At 43.9% G+C, this 16492-nt stretch carries 14 protein-coding genes; 6 read left to right on the forward strand and 8 right to left on the reverse strand.

What is annotated here, in order from left to right; all coding sequences use genetic code 11:
• The first annotated feature begins 44 nt into the window (after nucleotides 1-44).
• Nucleotides 45-4319, forward strand: coding sequence for a gliding motility-associated C-terminal domain-containing protein (locus K9J17_06760; GenBank protein MCF8276416.1), 4275 nt, complete (start codon nucleotides 45-47; stop codon nucleotides 4317-4319).
• A gap of 122 nt (nucleotides 4320-4441) precedes the next feature.
• Here K9J17_06760 and K9J17_06765 read toward each other — a convergent pair whose 3' ends face one another.
• The 6 genes from K9J17_06765 to K9J17_06790 form a co-directional block, all read right to left on the reverse strand.
• A complete protein-coding gene (locus K9J17_06765; GenBank protein MCF8276417.1) occupies nucleotides 4442-5335 on the reverse strand; it encodes a hypothetical protein in 894 nt (297 codons plus the stop codon).
• A gap of 100 nt (nucleotides 5336-5435) precedes the next feature.
• Nucleotides 5436-6809: a HAMP domain-containing protein gene (locus K9J17_06770; protein MCF8276418.1), complete on the reverse strand. Its 1374-nt coding sequence runs from the start codon at nucleotides 6807-6809 to the stop codon at nucleotides 5436-5438.
• A 3-nt stretch (nucleotides 6810-6812) separates the two neighbouring features.
• Nucleotides 6813-7487 carry a response regulator transcription factor gene (locus K9J17_06775; protein MCF8276419.1) on the reverse strand — a complete coding sequence of 225 codons (675 nt, stop codon included), beginning with the start codon at nucleotides 7485-7487 and terminating at the stop codon, nucleotides 6813-6815.
• A 129-nt stretch (nucleotides 7488-7616) separates the two neighbouring features.
• Nucleotides 7617-8894 (reverse strand): hypothetical protein, encoded by a 1278-nt coding sequence (locus K9J17_06780; protein ID MCF8276420.1) that lies wholly within the window; start codon nucleotides 8892-8894, stop codon nucleotides 7617-7619.
• Nucleotides 8882-9238: a PadR family transcriptional regulator gene (locus K9J17_06785; GenBank protein ID MCF8276421.1), complete on the reverse strand. Its 357-nt coding sequence runs from the start codon at nucleotides 9236-9238 to the stop codon at nucleotides 8882-8884. Before K9J17_06785 ends, K9J17_06780 begins: the two co-directional genes overlap by 13 nt.
• Before the next feature lie 186 nt (nucleotides 9239-9424).
• On the reverse strand, nucleotides 9425-10039 hold the full coding sequence (locus K9J17_06790) for a hypothetical protein (GenBank protein ID MCF8276422.1): 615 nt from the start codon (nucleotides 10037-10039) through the stop codon (nucleotides 9425-9427).
• Between the two features lie 87 nt (nucleotides 10040-10126).
• On the opposite strand from K9J17_06790, the gene K9J17_06795 reads away from it, so the two are divergent.
• The 5 genes from K9J17_06795 (at nucleotide 10127) to dnaN (ending at nucleotide 15257) form a co-directional block, all read left to right on the forward strand.
• Entirely contained in the window at nucleotides 10127-10504 is a 378-nt protein-coding gene (locus tag K9J17_06795) for a hypothetical protein (protein ID MCF8276423.1), read from the forward strand.
• 76 nt (nucleotides 10505-10580) lie between these two features.
• Entirely contained in the window at nucleotides 10581-11312 is a 732-nt protein-coding gene (gene gldF / locus K9J17_06800) for a gliding motility-associated ABC transporter permease subunit GldF (GenBank protein MCF8276424.1), read from the forward strand.
• Nucleotides 11306-13027, forward strand: a complete 1722-nt coding sequence (gene gldG, locus K9J17_06805) for a gliding motility-associated ABC transporter substrate-binding protein GldG (protein MCF8276425.1) — start codon at nucleotides 11306-11308, stop codon at nucleotides 13025-13027. Before gldF ends, gldG begins: the two co-directional genes overlap by 7 nt.
• A gap of 2 nt (nucleotides 13028-13029) precedes the next feature.
• On the forward strand, nucleotides 13030-14061 hold the full coding sequence (locus tag K9J17_06810) for a DUF4340 domain-containing protein (GenBank protein MCF8276426.1): 1032 nt from the start codon (nucleotides 13030-13032) through the stop codon (nucleotides 14059-14061).
• 74 nt (nucleotides 14062-14135) lie between these two features.
• Nucleotides 14136-15257, forward strand: coding sequence for a DNA polymerase III subunit beta (gene dnaN, locus K9J17_06815; GenBank protein MCF8276427.1), 1122 nt, complete (start codon nucleotides 14136-14138; stop codon nucleotides 15255-15257).
• 49 nt (nucleotides 15258-15306) lie between these two features.
• Here the strand turns inward: dnaN and K9J17_06820 are convergent, their stop codons facing one another.
• Together K9J17_06820 and K9J17_06825 are read right to left on the reverse strand one after the other, a co-directional pair.
• The gene (locus K9J17_06820) at nucleotides 15307-15756 is read right to left on the reverse strand and encodes a putative ABC transporter permease (protein MCF8276428.1); all 450 of its coding nucleotides are present in this window, start codon (nucleotides 15754-15756) and stop codon (nucleotides 15307-15309) included.
• Nucleotides 15728-16477, reverse strand: coding sequence for a rhomboid family intramembrane serine protease (locus K9J17_06825; protein ID MCF8276429.1), 750 nt, complete (start codon nucleotides 16475-16477; stop codon nucleotides 15728-15730). Before K9J17_06825 ends, K9J17_06820 begins: the two co-directional genes overlap by 29 nt.
• Nucleotides 16478-16492: the final 15 nt, after the last annotated feature.

Genomic DNA, 16492 nt, shown 5'->3' on the forward strand with positions numbered 1-16492 from the left:
TTCAGTAAAATTTACGTATTTCGTAGCGCAACAACCCCAACATGATGAGAACACTTTTATTGACCTTCAGTCTTTTCCTTTCAAGCAACCTAATCTTCGCCCAAAGCAACATTAACTGGGTCAGTTCGCTTTCCAATGATCAGGGGTTCATAGAGAACAAAGGTCAATTCGATGGCTTCGCGGAATCAAACTCATCAGAAATACGCTACGCGTTAGACGGTGGAAATTCGATGATTCTATTTACCAACGAAGGATTTACGTTCCGTTTTACCAAAAAAATAAAGAACAAGAATCGGACAAAAGGAGACGAGACCAAACCAAAATATCTTGAAGAGAAGGAGATTGTTTCTGTCAAGTGGATCGGCATAAACAAGCAGGCAGCCATTGTTTCTGAGGAAATCCTAAATGATAAACACTTCTATGCTTCAGGTAATATGGAAGTGGGTAGCACGATTGAAAATGTGAATGGTTTTGCCAAGCTCGTTTACAAGAACGCATACCCAAAGATTGACATTGAATTCACTGTTCATCCTATATCCGGAATCAAGTACGATATAATTCTACATCCAGGAGCGGATCCATCTCGGATCAAAATGACATACACATCCAAAAGCCAACCTGTAATTGACACTGAAGGAAATGTGATCATCTCTACCGAATTCGGTGACATAATCGACCACGCACCTTCGACCTCATACTCTAAGTCTGGCAACAAGATCAACTCGAAATTCAAGTTGGATGGGAACACGGTACGTTTTGAACTTGGCGGTTACAGTGCCGACCAAGAAGTAGTTATCGATCCATGGGTTCAAACTCCTGCATTTCCGAATTCTGGTGGCATTTGGGACATCGATGTGGACGACCTAGGAAACGTTTACGTCTATGGAGGCGACACTCCAATGAGACTTCGCAAATATGATGCGCTTGGCAACATTCTTTGGACCTACAACACGCCTTGGGATTCGGCCAATTATTGGATCGGAACGATGATCACTGAACCGACAACGGGAGACTGCTTCATTACCGCTGGTACTGACCCACGTATTTCACGCATCAGCACTGCTGGTAATTTACTTTGGACGGCAAGTGGTGGCGCTTTCGATGAGTATTGGAAATTCTCGTTCAACTGCGATTTTACCCGATTGATGCTCGGAGGTACTCGTCTATCGCTTGGCGGTGGAGTTGGTTTGATTGATGGTTATGGCTACGTGTTTGAAATAAATATGAGCAATGGTGCTCAGATAGGAAACCTCGAAGTTGCAAGTGTCACGCCTGGCCCTTTAGGGCTGGCCAGCAATCCGAATGAAGTTCGCGCCATGTGTCCTTCTCCTAACGGGAAATACTATTTCATGACCCTTGATTCCATTGGAAGTTTTGATGATAACCTTGTGTTAGGCTATAAAGACAACCACGGCTACGGATTCTCATATCAAGTGGCAGGTTATGGTGTCACCAATCAAAGCATAAACGCTATGGTGGCCACCACCGATTATCTGTATACTCAAAATGGTGCTATACTTCACAAAAGAAATATTGTTGATGGGTCCATCATTTCTTCCGTTCCAATTCCAAGCGGCACAACCAGTTCCCAACTGGGTTTCGCCTCGGCAGAAAATGGCGGATTGGCCATTGATAGCTGTGGAAACCTCTATGCAGGTTCGGGAAACGGTGTTTATAAATTCGATGAGAATTTGAATCCATTAGGTTCTCAAACAACTTCGAACCGAGTTTATGACGTTGCAGTAAATCGCGCAGGCGAAGTAGTTGCTTGCGGACAAGGATTTGTTGCTTCACTCAACCTTACGCCTTGCGCTCCAGCAAAAGCAATTTGTCTTAATTGTCTTGAACTCTCTCCTTTAGGTCCATATTGCCAAACGGATGGACAAGACACCTTGGTTGCTTCAGCACCAGGAATCTGGACTGGCCCAGGCATTATCGATCAAGCACTAGGAATCTTTGATCCTGCGGTTGCAGATACAGGGACGCACGTGATTCACTTTGCGCCTGAAATTCCATTTGAATGTGGCATTGATTCTTTGGTGATCGAAGTAAACTATTGTGTCGATCTTCTAGCTTGCGTCAACCTTGCTGGTGATATTACGGTCTCCGAAGGAACGGCACCTTACACATGGTCTCAGTTGATTGACACTGTGGATTGCAGCACATGTATTGCCTTTCCAGGTTTTGGACCATGCGATTTCCCTCCTGGTTGTTCGGTTGCTAGTACCATGTGGGTAGAATTCGCCACTGACACAACCATAACTCCAACTGGAAACTGGCCGATAATGGTGGAAGATGCAGAAGGAAATGCGTTGGAGATAAACTCGGTTTCAGAACTTCCAGCGTGTGAAAGCGGTTGCTTCCTTTCTGTGAATTTGCCACCTCAAGTAATTGCTTGCACCGGTGATAGTGCGATTGCCACCGCTGCTCCCACGGGTGTTATCGGAACTGCACTATTCTCTTGGAATACCGTTCCAGTGCAAACAACCGCTACTGCGGTTGGCCTTGTTCCAGGAAACTACTACACAGTAACCGTTACTGACGATAGTTCTTGTGTGGCCATCGATTCTGTTTTCGTTGTAGAACAGGAATGCATTGGCCCAGTGGTCTGTGTCAATCCGTTCAATGATCTGATGGCTGAAGGAATCGCCCCATTTACATGGTTCCAGTTTGTAAGCTCCACCGATTGTAGCGGATGTTTTGAAGTACCCGGATTCCCACCGTGTTCATTCCCTCCCGGATGTGCAGTGACCATTAACGAATGGCAGCAGTTTGCAACCGGGGAAATGGCAACGCCAACCGGAAACTGGCCAATAGCAGTTTTGGATGGCGTTGGAGATACCTTATTTATCAATTCACTTTCGGAATTACCTGCTTGTGCGCAGATATGCTACATTTCGGTTGATGTGCCAGCGCAGGCTTTTGTTTGCAATGGTCAATCCAATGGAGAAGTTACCGCTAACGTTTCGGGCGCGTTTGGAACCGTGTCTTATTCATGGAATACTGCACCCGTCCAAACCACAGCCACGGCAACCGGACTTGCTGTCGGCACTTATATAGTAACTGTCACCGATGACAACAGTTGTTTAGATAGCGATACAGTAGAAGTTGAAATGTTACCGCAAATTCTGTTGCAATCGTCTGGAACTGATTCTCTTTGCTTAGGCGTAACTGTTGGCAGCGCTTCTGTAATAGCAACAGGTGGGGCAGGTTCTTATCAGTACTCTTGGAACACTTCGCCTGTTCAAACATCAGCTACGGCCACTGGGCTTGGCGTTGGTTCTTACACCGTTACAGTGACAGATCTTACTGGTTGCACCTCTATGGAAACATGGTCAATCGAAGAGCGAATTTCCGTTTTAGTTCAAGTGGGTGCAACAGATGATATTTGCGTTGGATCAACGGATGGAACTGCGACTGCATCTGCTTCAAATGGATCTGGCAACTACACTTATTCATGGAACACAACCCCTGTTCAAAATGGAGCAACGGCAAGCGGTTTATCTTCAGGAACCTATCAGGTAACTGCAACAGATGTAGATGGTTGTCAAGGAGTTGCTTCTGTTACCATTGGAACGCTTCTTGCGGTTGCAGTGGATGCAGGACCAACCACATCAATTTGCTTAGGACAACAGACTGATCTTTTGGCGACTGGTGGCATTTCATATTTATGGAATACTGGTGAAACGACCGCATCTATAACCGTGATGCCAACTGAAACCACGCTATACGAGGTTACTGCAACCGACAACAATAATTGCGAAGCAAGTGACACGGTTACTGTATTTGTCGTAGCTATTCCGCAAGTAACGATTGTTGAACCCGATTCTCTTGTTTGTGATGTTGAACAGCCATTCCAGCTTGTGGGAAATCCAACCGGTGGAACGTTCTCAGGAACTGGAGTGAATTCAGACGGTATGTTTGACCCGATGGCTGCAGGAAACGGAGCACATGTTGTCACTTACACCTTCGGTTCTGTAGCGAATTGCGATGTAGACACGTCTGTAGTAATTGTAGTTGATGAACATTTGTGCGATGTAATCGCTCCGAATGTTTTCAACCCGAATTCCGATTTTAGTGGTCAAGCAGATTTCTGTGGGAATGTTCCGCAGAATAACGTTTTCAGCCTTCCTTGTTTAGAATGGTATCCAGGTAATCGTGTCCGGATTTTTGACCGTTGGGGAATTAAGCAATATGATCAAATTGACTATCATTTGAAGCCTTGGACAGGCGACAATCAAAGCGATGGCATTTACTACTACATCTTAGAAATACAGAACGAAGAAACGATAAAAGGATTCTTCCATTTGATCAGATAGACCATTTGCGTGGTAATTGAGAAGTCCCGTTCCTGCGAAGGAGCGGGACTTTTATGTTCCTATACAAAAACAGAAAAGCCGCAGCTTTCGCCACGGCCTTCCCCTCTCGCCAACCATAAAACTTACCTCAGCTTGATCTGAACCCTTCCCAAACTCTTCGCCCCATTGCTCACCTCAAGTGTGTAAGTTCCCTTTTTCAATTTCGATTTCGGCACAAACTCCATTTTCATTCGCTTAGCACTTACCAATTCGCCTTCAACCATTGTAAGAGATGCAGTAAGTCCTTCATCATTCAGCACTTCCGAAATGCTTGCAATTCCGTCTTTGTCTGTCAATTCCGTTCCTTGTGGATCGATCACTTTCAGTTTTAGATTGTTTGTCATGCTAATTGGAAGATCCACTTCCATTTTCAACTCTTTTGTGCGATTGGCCACAACTGTAAGTCGTTGTTTCTTTTTGCCTTGAACTGCCTCAACCAAAGCATTATTAATGGCTATTTCCTGAAGTGCACTTACATGATTATTCAGCCTTGAATTGACGATGGCAAGATCACTATTTTCAATTCTGATCTTACTGTTTTCAGCAGTTAGCTCGTCCAAAGATTTGTTCATCCTGTTCATGTCCTTTTCCATGTCTTTGAGCATTGCTTCCAATTCGCCCTTTTGTTTTTTCAAAGCATCGACCTGAGAAGCTGTTGACCGAAATCGCTTGTTTTCCCTTTCAACCTTTTCAATTTGCGCCAATTGCACTACAATTTTTGAGCTGAGACCTTTGTTCTCTTCCCCCATTTTTGCCAAATCTGACTTGAACTGAGCAACCGATTTTTCCAATTGCAACTTTTCACTCACCAATCTTTCTTGCTGAATGCGGGTGTCTTGAAGCACTTGGTCCAAATCCCAGTTTTTGTTTTGCAAAACGAGCAATCCGCTCAATGCGGCAAAAAACAAAACTGTGGTTATCAAGGCAACTTTACGAGCGGTTATTCTGCTCTTTGATTTTTGAATTGTGGTTTCCATTAGTTCTAATTAATTGAGGTTTGTTTTATGTCTCTTTGTTTGTTGAACCAAAGTTGACACTACCGAATTAGAAGCGAATGAAAGCGGAATTAAATTGCGATTAAAGCTGTTTGAGTGGAATACTCACAGTAAAAACAGAGCCTTTTTCAAGTTCACTCAATACGCTGATTGAACCTTTATGAAGATCTGTAATGCGCTTAACCAGCGACAGTCCGATGCCATGACCATCTCGATTCCGAATAGCGTTCGATCGAAAGAATGGTTCAAAAATGTGTTTCAGATCAGATTCAGAAATTCCAATTCCATTGTCTGCAAAGGAAAGCTCGATGAATTCGCCACGGATACCCAACGAAACTTTAACGATATGATCATCCGAATACTTGCAACCGTTTTCCATCATGTTCAACACAAGTGTTTTAAGAAGAATATCACTTCCCGAAACTTGAAGCTCTTCGAGGTCGGTAATTGTTTCATCCAATTCCACTTCAACGGAATAAACCGGTTTCATCTTAATAAGGTCTGCACGCGCTTCCCACAGAATGTCATCTACACGTACCGATTTGAAATTGGCTTCAGGCGCATCCGTTCCTGTCTGTGCCAACAGCAACAATCGGTTGGCTAGTTTATTGAGTTTATGAATGTCTTGTAGCACCGATTCAACAGCCACTTTATATTCATCCTCTGTGCGGTCTTTTAAGAGAATAACTTCAAGCTGCCCCGAAATAGCCGTGAGTGGAGTGCGCATTTCGTGACTCGCATTTGCAATGAAATTGCGCTGCGAAATGAAGGCAGATTCTAATCTGGCAAGCATGGCATTGAACGAAATGGCGAGTTGTGCAATCTCGTCCGAGCCATTTCCTTCATTGGCCCGTTTATCCAAATTACTGATGGAAATGCCTGCAATTTCGGCCACCAACTGTTTGATCGGATTCAGCGCCCGCTCGGCATAAATTCTTCCAAGAAGAAAAAAGGCGATCATTCCCGAGCCCAGCACGATAGCCAAAACCTGTCCGAGGTTTTGAATTTTCCTCCTTCCATAAATATCGATGGCCGAAACGATGACCACAAATCGATCGTAGCGATCGGTAAATAAGAACGCCTCGGTTTCGCGCTTGTCTTTGTTTAGCTGAATGCCGTTTCCTAACCGAACCTGATTCAGGAAATCCTTTGAAGGCAATTCGATATCCAAACCTTCAGAACTATAGATGAGGCTATCTTTAAAGTTAAAAATCAGAATTTCCTCCTCGGGTAAGCGAACCGGATTATTGCGTTCAATGATATTCAGAAGATTCTCATCCACTTCTTCTACCTGAATAAGCAGCTTGGCCATGTTCACGCCTCGACTGATCAGCCGTTGCGAAAATTCATCCTTCCTATAATCAGCAGAAAGGAAATAAATAGCGATGGAAGCGATGCCAAGTACCAGCGATGCTAGTAGTCCGAATTGAAGCGTAAGCCGATTGCGAAGGCTCATTTGCTATGCTTGCAACACGTATCCGTGACCAATACGTGTTTGAATGAGTTTGGTGTCAAAATCCTTATCCACTTTCTTGCGAAGCAAGTTCATATACACATCCACCACGTTCGTTCCTGTATCGAAATGAATGTCCCAAACATTGTCTGAAATCTGCACGCGCGAAACGACCCGTTCCCGATTCCGCATAAGGTATTCGAGCAACGAGAATTCCTTGGCTGTCAGCGAAATTGATTTCCCACTTCGCACAGCCTGTTTCTTCTCAAGATCCAATTCAAGATCGTGGTAAACTAGTTTGTGATTCACCTCTGTAGCGCCAGAATTCCTTCTACTCAATGAACGAATTCGAGCAAGCAGTTCTTTAAACTCAAATGGCTTGACGAGATAGTCGTCTGCGCCAGCATCCAAGCCATTTACTTTATCTTCAGTTGTTCCTAAGGCAGTGAGCATTAGAATTGGAACCGTGATACCTTGCTTGCGTACTTCCTTGCAAAGTTCCATTCCGTTCATTCCAGGAATGATCACATCAAAGATCATCAGGTCGAACAATTCTTTGGTTGCAAACCGAAGTCCAAGTTGCCCATCGTAGGCCAATTTCACTTCATGGCCACTTTCTTCAAGTCCTTGAACAATGAATGCAGCAACCTTCGGTTCGTCTTCTACAACAAGAATTCTCATAGTGTAATATAAGACTGCAAAATTACTTTCTCAGATTTTGGCCGAATGAAATTTCCATTAAGATCGGGTTTACAGCCAGTAAGACAAAAAAAGCCCCGCCATTTCAGGCGGGGCTCGGTTTTCCCAGCCTCAACTTGGCGGGTTTGAGGCCTCGGGCCGACTTATCTTTGATAGCAATACTTGGTTTTCCATCTGTCGGATCTCCAATTGCCAGTTCGTAATGTTTGTAATGACAGTGAATAGCGGAGTGTATTCGAATTGATGCAGCCCCCAACTCTGTGGTTGACCTTGTGCATCTGAAAAACTTCCGTCTGTCCGCAGTCCCAGATTATCGTCCATCAACGAGCGAAGTTCTGGTGGATATTGATGAAGTACCGCAGTGCGATAATGGGCGAACATATCTTCAAGCTCGCTGGCGCTGAACCGTCCGTTGTTCGGAGCATCATCTGGCCCCAACAATAGATCGTGAGATATGGCCATGTCGTGTTTCTTGTCCATTTGATAGATATCAGAAATCTTCAGTTGCAAGGGATCGGCTTGAGCAGCCCAAGCAATCAGTTCCTTCTTCATTCCTTCGAGATGATTGACCAATTGGTCAGATTCATCTTTTAAGTTGGCAAGATCAGCTGGAGACGTTTTGGTATAGAGTTGCGCGTTCAGAGCGGTCAATTGCTGCGTTTGCTCCGTCAGATTTTCATTCGACACCATCACTCCATGTTCATAATAGATGCTGTTTCCTGTTTTCATCAGAGCTAGGATCAGAATAAGGCATGCGACTGCTATCATGGATGATGAAAGCGTAACAGGCCTGTTGGCTGATGTCTGGTAGCGCTTAAAGAAATACACCGGCACGTAGCCAAAGGCAAGCACGCACATTCCACTAAGCAGTATTACAGCAGCACCCGGCCAATGCAGTATTTTAAATAGCACACCAACGGTTGTTATTGCCAATCCGAGGAATCCAAGAATGTGGAGCAATGCCTCATCCTTTGGTGATTCTTTCAGCTTGTGGGTCAATATCAATGGAAGATAGACCAGCGCGAGAAAAGCCGCACCGAGCAATACCATGATGTTGGCCCCAGGCCAATGCATCAGTTTAAAAATCGTCCCCGCCAAGAGAAGAAATGTAGAAGTCAGCCCGAAACCAAACGTTACTTTTTTCATGATTGCGTTCATTTCGGTTAATAATTTGAATGTTTCGGTTTGGACCTGTTTTAAACCTCCAGGCCCGAAAAGGTTGATTGTATATTGAAAGGCTTCCTCAAACGATTTGCCTTGTTGTAGTTGGGTTTCAATACTTGTGCAGAGATGATCCAAGAGGTTTTCCTGCAATTCGCTCTGCGCAACACCATTTTCTTTGATGTACGCATCTATCAGTTCCACCTGAAGTTCCGTTAGCTCAACCATTGCAGTTCAGGATTTGGGTTGAAACTGTTCAGCAACGAATTCATCGTTTCGGAGAATTTGCGGAATTCCTCCACTTTATCGTTTGCTTGCTTGTTACCGTTCTCTGTAAGCCGATAATATTTTCGCACACGTTTACCGATGCTCACCTTCTCAGTAGTAAGAAAACCTTCCGCCTCCAATTTATGAAGCGTAGGATACAAGGCTCCTTCTGTGAGTTGGATTTCGCCAGCGGTTTTATCCTTGACGTGTTGCGTAATCTCGTACCCATACATCCTTTCGTTCTCGGCCAATAGGCTCAGAACGATGGTCTGCAGGGTTCCTTTTAATAGCTCTTGCGAATACATAGGACAATGATACATAATTTTCTTAGGTATAAGCGTCTTATGTATTAACTTTTTTCAACAAGAATTATTGCATGAACAGTTATTTGAGTTCAAAATCAGGATGAAACCAGCTGAATAAACTCAGAAGATTTCTTCAACAATTGTCAAAACGTGAATATGAGTTGGGTTATTCTCCCTCTAAACTACCTATTTCTTAGATGGAATATTCCACTTAATGGAAGTACCATTGAATTCGAGTTGCTCCCATATTTTCTGCTCGTTCTTCTTCCAATGGCTTTTATGTACACCGAGCATCACTGCATCAAAAATCAGAAGAAAACCACCCTGCAAAATGAGCGAATATCCCATTCCCTTAAAGGAATCGCGTACTTGATTGTTAGCATATCGATTGCCAAACTCCTGAAGGAAAACACCCGAACCAACATATAACACATCGGCAGCCATGTTTATAGCGTACAGCGTTTCTTGTTGTCGTTGGAGTTTAAACGTACCGGGAATGTCGTATTCCTTGCCTATTCGCTTGCGGGCACTGAAGTACGCTGGCAGCGCAATTCCCAAATTCACCACATTCCATGAAGCATTCATCAAATGAAAACTGAACATCATAGAACCTTTTTCGGTGGTCAAAGCGCCAGCGGTTCCTGCAATGATGTTCCCAACTCCCCAACTTCCCAAAGCGATCATTCCGTTGCGCGAATGCGTGTTAAGCTCTCGATTGTACTGATGGAACACTAGCATTTCCTGGGCATTGGAACCGACTGCCAACAGCAAACAAAAGCCTACAATAGATAAATGTTTCATAGTCGTTCAAAATTAAGCTTGGTTCGCACTTGTTGATAATGATAGAAGTTATCTTCGAAAATCAACAACTCACCAAACCACTAAATCATGAAAACGAATACACTTTCCTTTTGTTTGGCAACCATTGCAATCATTATGTTTTCTAACCCAAAACAAGCAACTGCTCAAGCTAATTGTGATTATCCTACTAGATTTTGTTGCGATTTTTACATTGATCTTCCTGCTGGCTTCACTGGCGAAAAAACACAAAGCATATATCCTAAGAAGAAAGCTACAATAACGGCCGAAAAGTGTGAAGGTCCGTTTAAGGTTGTGATTACAAACCAAGACGGAAGCACCGAGGCAGTTAAAATTTACGAAAGATCTACCGCAACTTCCGACACAATGTACATAGAACAACCTGAGCCGCCATACGATTTACAGATGTTTGTGCAAATGGTTTACGGTGCTACGGAAATTAAGTAGCATCGCTTTAGACAGGTAATTTAATCGCCATTTTTCGCGTTGATGCGTCTTACCTGAACCGTTAACTTCGCGCCCAATGTGGGCACTGCTTAAAAAAGAGATCAACAGTTTTCTGAATTCACTCATCGGATACATCGTTATCTGTGTGTTCCTATTATTTGTGGGGCTTTTTATGTGGGTACTTCCTACCGAAGCCAACGTGATTGATAACGGCTATGCCGATCTGAACACGCTTTTCACAGTAGCACCTTGGGTATTCCTCTTCCTCATTCCGGCCATTACCATGCGCAGTTTTGCGGATGAAAAAAGCAGCGGAACAATTGAATTGCTTCATACGCGACCGTTGAGTGATCTAAGCATCATTCTCGCCAAATATTTTGGTGGACTCGTGTTAGTGATGTTTGCACTGCTACCGACTTTGGTTTATTTCCTTTCTGTTTATCAACTCGGAAACCCGGCAGGAAACATTGATACGGGCAGCGTTTGGGGTTCATACATCGGACTATTGCTGTTGGGAGCAACTTTCGTGAGCATAGGGATTTTCAGTTCCACCATCACCAATAATCAAATTGTGAGCTTCATTTTGGCCGTATTCCTTAGTTGGAGTCTTTGGATCGGCCTCGAAACAATCGCTTCCTTCCAGTTTCTTGGAACTTGGGATCACATCCTTTTAGGCATCGGCATCAATAGCCATTACAGCAGTTTGAGCCGAGGCGTAATTGACACACGTGATGTTGTTTATCTGGTGAGTCTCATCGCCATTTTCATTGCACTTACACGAACCGTTTTAGAAAGTAGAAAATGGTGAAAAAGGCAATGTTCCGCGATATGGTACAGCTGATGACGGTGGTCGGAATCGTCATTATTCTTAATGTTCTTAGTGGCTTCTTCTTCACACGATTCGACCTCACTTCTGAGAAACGATACACGCTTTCAGAGACATCAAAAGACCTGCTCGAAAACCTAGATGATGTCATCTATTTGAAGGTGTATTTGGACGGTGAACTTCCGGCAGGCTTCCGAAGATTACGCGACAGAACGCGCGAAATGCTGGATGAATTCCGTGCTTATTCGAACAACAATATTGAGTACGAATTCATCAATCCAAGCAATCAGCCAGACGAAACAAGCAGAAACGATCTTTATCGTCAATTGGCCAACCAAGGATTGATGCCTACCAATATCCAGATCAAAACGGAAGATGGAGCGGAGCAAAAACTGATCTTTCCTGGTGCCATCATGACCTATCGTGGCGAAGAAACAGCTTTGCAATTGCTGAAGAGTCAAATGGGAGCTGCGCCTGAAGAGATGCTGAATAGCTCTACCGAAGATCTTGAATACGAGATTACGAACGCCATCCGCAAGCTGACGACAGTTCGTGCAGAAGTTGTGGCTTTTATCGAAGGTCATGGAGAATTGACCGATCGGCAGGTTATTGACATGAGTAAATCTCTGTCTGAATACTACCGATTGGAAAGGGTAACGATCAATGGTAAACTGAACAGCCTGGTTTCGCGTGCCGAAGGCGATAGCGGATCGGTGATCATTCCAAAGTTCAAGGCGATCATCATTGCAAAACCTGATTCTGCTTTTTCGGAAGAAGACAAATTCATGATCGATCAGTACATCATGTACGGTGGTCGTGTACTATGGCTTTTAGATCCTGTTTTCTGCGACATGGACAGCTTACGCTATTCACCTTCTACATTGGCTATTCCAACTTCAGAGAATCTTGAAGATATGCTGTTCAAGTATGGAGTGCGTGTGAATACCGACCTTCTTCAAGATGCGCGCTGTGCATCTATTCCTGGACCTGCAGGATACGTTGGCAATCAGTTGCAATGGGCGCTACAACCATGGATCTTCTTCCCTATCGTCATTCCTAAAACGGAACACCCGATTGTAAGGAATCTGAATGGCATTAAACTCGAATTCGCTTCCAGCTTGGATACGGTCGGAAATTCCAAGATCAAGAAAACGGTCCTGCTTTCAACCTCAGAAGCCACGCGCGCACTACGAACACCAACTCAAGTGAGTTTGGACGTGATGGTGGAAGAGCCAAAACCAGAGCAGTTCAACAAGAAAAATGTGCCAGTTGCTGTTCTGCTTGAAGGCAAGTTTGAAAGTGTTTTCAAGAACCGCCTCACCACCATGATCAAGGAAAGTAAGGACATACAGTTCCGAGAAGATGGACGAGCATCTAAAATGATCGTGGTTTCTGATGGCGATATCATCCGAAATCATATCAACCCAGACGGAACGTATCTGCCTTGCGGATTTGACAAATACACCAGTCAGCAATTTGGCAACAAGACCTTTTTGCTGAACGCTATAAACTACTTGTGTGATGATATGAGTTTGACATCCATTCGCTCACGAGCGTTGGAAATTCGTCTGCTTGATAGGAAAAAGGCCGAAGCTGAACGCACAAAATGGCAACTGCTGAATGTTGCTCTTCCGATATTGCTCGTAATCCTTTTCGGATTCATCAACGCTTACCTCCGCAAAAAAAGATACGCCTGACCATGAAGAAAAACCTGATAGGACTGCTTATTCTTTTAGCGCTTGGCGCTATTGCAATGTACGTTTACCAGCAACGCGGCTCAGGAACCATCAAACCGGATCTGTATGATTTCGCGGAGAAGGATACGGCTGAGATCACCAAAATTTTCTTGGCAGATAAAATGGGTCAGACTGTTCTCCTAGAACGCGTTGGCCCGAAGGAATGGACCGTGAACACGAACCACAAAGCACGAAAAGATGCGATTGATGTTCTGCTAAAAACCATTAATCGGGTAGAAATGAAGGCTCCGGTTGCCAATTCTGCTCACGACAATATTGTGAAACTGCTGGCAGGAAAGTCTACCAAAGTAGAAATCTACAAGGGAGATGATAAGGTGAAAACCTATTACGTTGGCGATGCTACGAAAGACAATCAGGGCACGTACATGCTGCTTGAAGGTTCGCGAACTCCATTCATCTGTCACATTCCAGGATTCATTGGATATTTAACTGGCCGGTACATGGTACGCCCGTTGGAATGGCGCGACAGTGAAATTTTCAATTATTCGCTTCCCGAGATTTCAGAAATAAAGGTGGAATTCCATCAAGAACCAGAGCGATCATTCAAGATCACACACTCAAAAGATCGAGTGGTTCAACTCTACAGGCTTTTCCCTAAAGAAGAATTGGTGGAGAAAATGGATACGGTCTTTGTAAAACGCTACATGCTCAATTATCGAAACGTGCGTTTTGAAGGCATCCAACCTTATGATGCAGCTAGAGTGGACAGCATTGTCAATTCTCCCGCATATTTCACCATTTCAGTAACCGATCCTTCAGGAGAAACGGAGACGGTTACTGCTTACAGACTTCCTGCAAATCCAGGTGATGTAGACACAGACGGGGTTCAATTAGAATGGGATGGTGATAGGATGCATGGCGTCATCAACGGAAATGAAGACGAAATTGCGTTGATTCAATACTTTACTTTTGATCGATTGACTGTTCCAATCCAATCATTACAGGTCGACCCTACGCTTAGAAGAGACAACTAATTCAGATTTATCAACAGTATCGGGCGTAAGAACCGCATTCGTCTATATTTGTACCCCATTCGAAAAAAGCACAGATGAAATTCATTGTTTCCAGTCAGTTATTGCTAAAGAATTTGCAGGCCATCAGTGGTGTTGTAAGCACAAATAATACGCTTCCAATACTCGATAATTTCCTGTTCGACATTGGCGAAAACCAACTGACAGTTTCAGGTTCTGACCTTGAAACCACCATGACCACTTCGTTTGAAGTGACTTCGAAGGAAAAAGGCCAAGTGGCCATTCCTGCCCGTATCCTACTCGATCTTCTAAAGAGCTTTCCTGACACTCCGATAACGTTTTCTATCAACAAGGAAACACACGCTGTGCGCTTTACTTCAGAATATGGAGAATACAACGTGGCCGGATTGAACGGAGAAGAGTTTCCGAAATCTCCTGAATTAGAAGTTGCCGCCTCTGTAACGGTTGCTTCAGACCTACTTGCACGCGCCATTGGCAAAACCATTTTTGCTGCAGGAAATGATGAACTCAGACCAGTGATGTCGGGCGTTTATTTCGAATTGGCTTCGGACAACGTTACGTTTGTTTCTACCGATGCTCACAAATTGGTAAAATATACGCGTACAGATGCAAAAGCAGATGCAGGCGCAAGCTTCATCATGCCTAAAAAACCTCTTAATCTGTTGAAGAATGTTCTTGCAACGGAAGAAGCGGAAGTGACAATTGAATACAACGATACGAATGCTAAATTCTCTTTCGGAGAGGTTACACTTGTTTGCCGACTCATTGATGGTCGCTATCCGAACTATGAAGCAGTGATTCCGAAAGAAAATCCAAACGTATTAACCGTTAACAGAAGTCAATTTCTGAACTCTGTAAAGCGTGTTTCATACTTCTCGAACAAAACCACGCACCAAGTACGATTGAAAATTGCTGGTAGCGAGTTGCATGTTTCTGCAGAAGACCCAGACTTCTCGAATAACGCAGACGAAAGACTTACTTGTAGCTACAAGGGCGATGACATGTCTATCGGATTCAACTCACGTTTCTTGATGGAGATGCTGAATAACGTGGAAACCGAAGATGTGATCCTAGAAATGTCTGAGCCAAACCGAGCTGGAATTCTTCATCCTGGAGAAACAGTGGTAGAAGGCGAGCAACTGCTCATGTTGGTTATGCCAGTTATGCTGAATAACTGATCAGTGTAAACTTTTCGATACGATGAAAAGCGAGCTTCGGCTCGCTTTTTTATTGCACCAAACCGATGCGCTTATTGAAATGATGGAATTCTTCTATCAGCGCTCCGAACAGCATCCACAGTGGCAAATAATCAAACCGAATGTAACCTCCGAAATGCCAACCAGTCTGATACTCCCACGGACAGCGACCAGTAAATTGCTCTAGTAAAAATCCTGTTATCAATTCAACCAGGAGAATCCCAGCGCCATAGATGATGTAGCGCAGCATTCGATTCCACTTTTTCAAAACGCTAAAAGCAAGTGGAAACAGTATGGCCGCCAAGCCATAGATCGGGAACATCCAAATGTAGCTTTGGCCCTTGAGCGATAGGTCGTCAAAGTTTCCGCTGTTGATCAGGTCGCTGATGGCTGTGAAGAAAACCTCTGTTGTAATTCCCAATCCACCATACAGTGCAAACGAAATGAAGCGTTCACTTATCCCGACTTTGTGTGTTTTCATTCTTCTTGTAAACGTAATTGATATTTATTGTAGCTGCATTTTGCTGTTCGCGCAGCCTTTGCTCGTCTTGAAGCTGCCGTTCAGCCTGTTCGCGTCTTTCTCGTTCTGCATCAGGAAACCATGCTGGTACTTCTTCTTCAACTACATAATCCCAAGAATATTTTGGCCGTTGCGGACCTTGCTTCCGATAAACGAAGGCAACTACGATTCCGGCAAGAAGGCCGAAAAAATGACCTTCGTAAGAAACATGAACATCAATTGGAAGTACACCCCAAACCAGACTTCCGTACATAAAAACCACCAAGAGCGACAAAGCCATCAGTTTGAGATGCTTTCGGAGTAATCCGCTCACGAATAGAAAGCCAAAAAGTGCATACACAATTCCGCTGGCACCAATGTGAAAATTGGCCCTCCCTCCTATCCAAAGCCAAACACCGCTAAGCAAATAGACCCAAAGCAATGTCTTTGATGCTACTTCACGATAGAAGTAGAACAACATGCTTCCAAGAATGAATAAGGCAGTTGAATTATTGAACAGATGCTTCCAATCTGCATGAATGAACGGATAGGAAAGGATTCCTAAAAGACCAGAAACCTGGCGAGGCAAAACTCCATACTGAACCAGATTAACGTCAAAAGCAATCTCTCCTAGCTTCACGAGAACGAGAATGATCACTAATGTTCCAGGAATAATGGTGCTAGAAAACAGTTCCTTTTTCACCTGATAAAAGTAAGG

This window comes from Flavobacteriales bacterium, from assembly GCA_021739695.1.
In the GTDB taxonomy this organism is placed as follows: domain Bacteria; phylum Bacteroidota; class Bacteroidia; order UBA10329; family UBA10329; genus UBA10329.

What these genes read in the sequence shown, in the direction of transcription:
- K9J17_06795 (MCF8276423.1), top strand. Translation starts at nt 10,127, where the DNA reads ATGAAAACGAATACACTTTCCTTTTGTTTGGCAACCATTGCAATCATT.
- K9J17_06775 (MCF8276419.1), bottom strand. Translation starts at nt 7,487, where the DNA reads ATGAGAATTCTTGTTGTAGAAGACGAACCGAAGGTTGCTGCATTCATT.
- K9J17_06810 (MCF8276426.1), top strand. Translation starts at nt 13,030, where the DNA reads ATGAAGAAAAACCTGATAGGACTGCTTATTCTTTTAGCGCTTGGCGCT.
- gldF (MCF8276424.1), top strand. Translation starts at nt 10,581, where the DNA reads ATGTGGGCACTGCTTAAAAAAGAGATCAACAGTTTTCTGAATTCACTC.
- dnaN (MCF8276427.1), top strand. Translation starts at nt 14,136, where the DNA reads ATGAAATTCATTGTTTCCAGTCAGTTATTGCTAAAGAATTTGCAGGCC.
- K9J17_06770 (MCF8276418.1), bottom strand. Translation starts at nt 6,809, where the DNA reads ATGAGCCTTCGCAATCGGCTTACGCTTCAATTCGGACTACTAGCATCG.
- K9J17_06765 (MCF8276417.1), bottom strand. Translation starts at nt 5,335, where the DNA reads ATGGAAACCACAATTCAAAAATCAAAGAGCAGAATAACCGCTCGTAAA.
- K9J17_06790 (MCF8276422.1), bottom strand. Translation starts at nt 10,039, where the DNA reads ATGAAACATTTATCTATTGTAGGCTTTTGTTTGCTGTTGGCAGTCGGT.
- gldG (MCF8276425.1), top strand. Translation starts at nt 11,306, where the DNA reads ATGGTGAAAAAGGCAATGTTCCGCGATATGGTACAGCTGATGACGGTG.
- K9J17_06785 (MCF8276421.1), bottom strand. Translation starts at nt 9,238, where the DNA reads ATGTATTCGCAAGAGCTATTAAAAGGAACCCTGCAGACCATCGTTCTG.
- K9J17_06820 (MCF8276428.1), bottom strand. Translation starts at nt 15,756, where the DNA reads ATGAAAACACACAAAGTCGGGATAAGTGAACGCTTCATTTCGTTTGCA.
- K9J17_06760 (MCF8276416.1), top strand. Translation starts at nt 45, where the DNA reads ATGAGAACACTTTTATTGACCTTCAGTCTTTTCCTTTCAAGCAACCTA.
- K9J17_06780 (MCF8276420.1), bottom strand. Translation starts at nt 8,894, where the DNA reads ATGGTTGAGCTAACGGAACTTCAGGTGGAACTGATAGATGCGTACATC.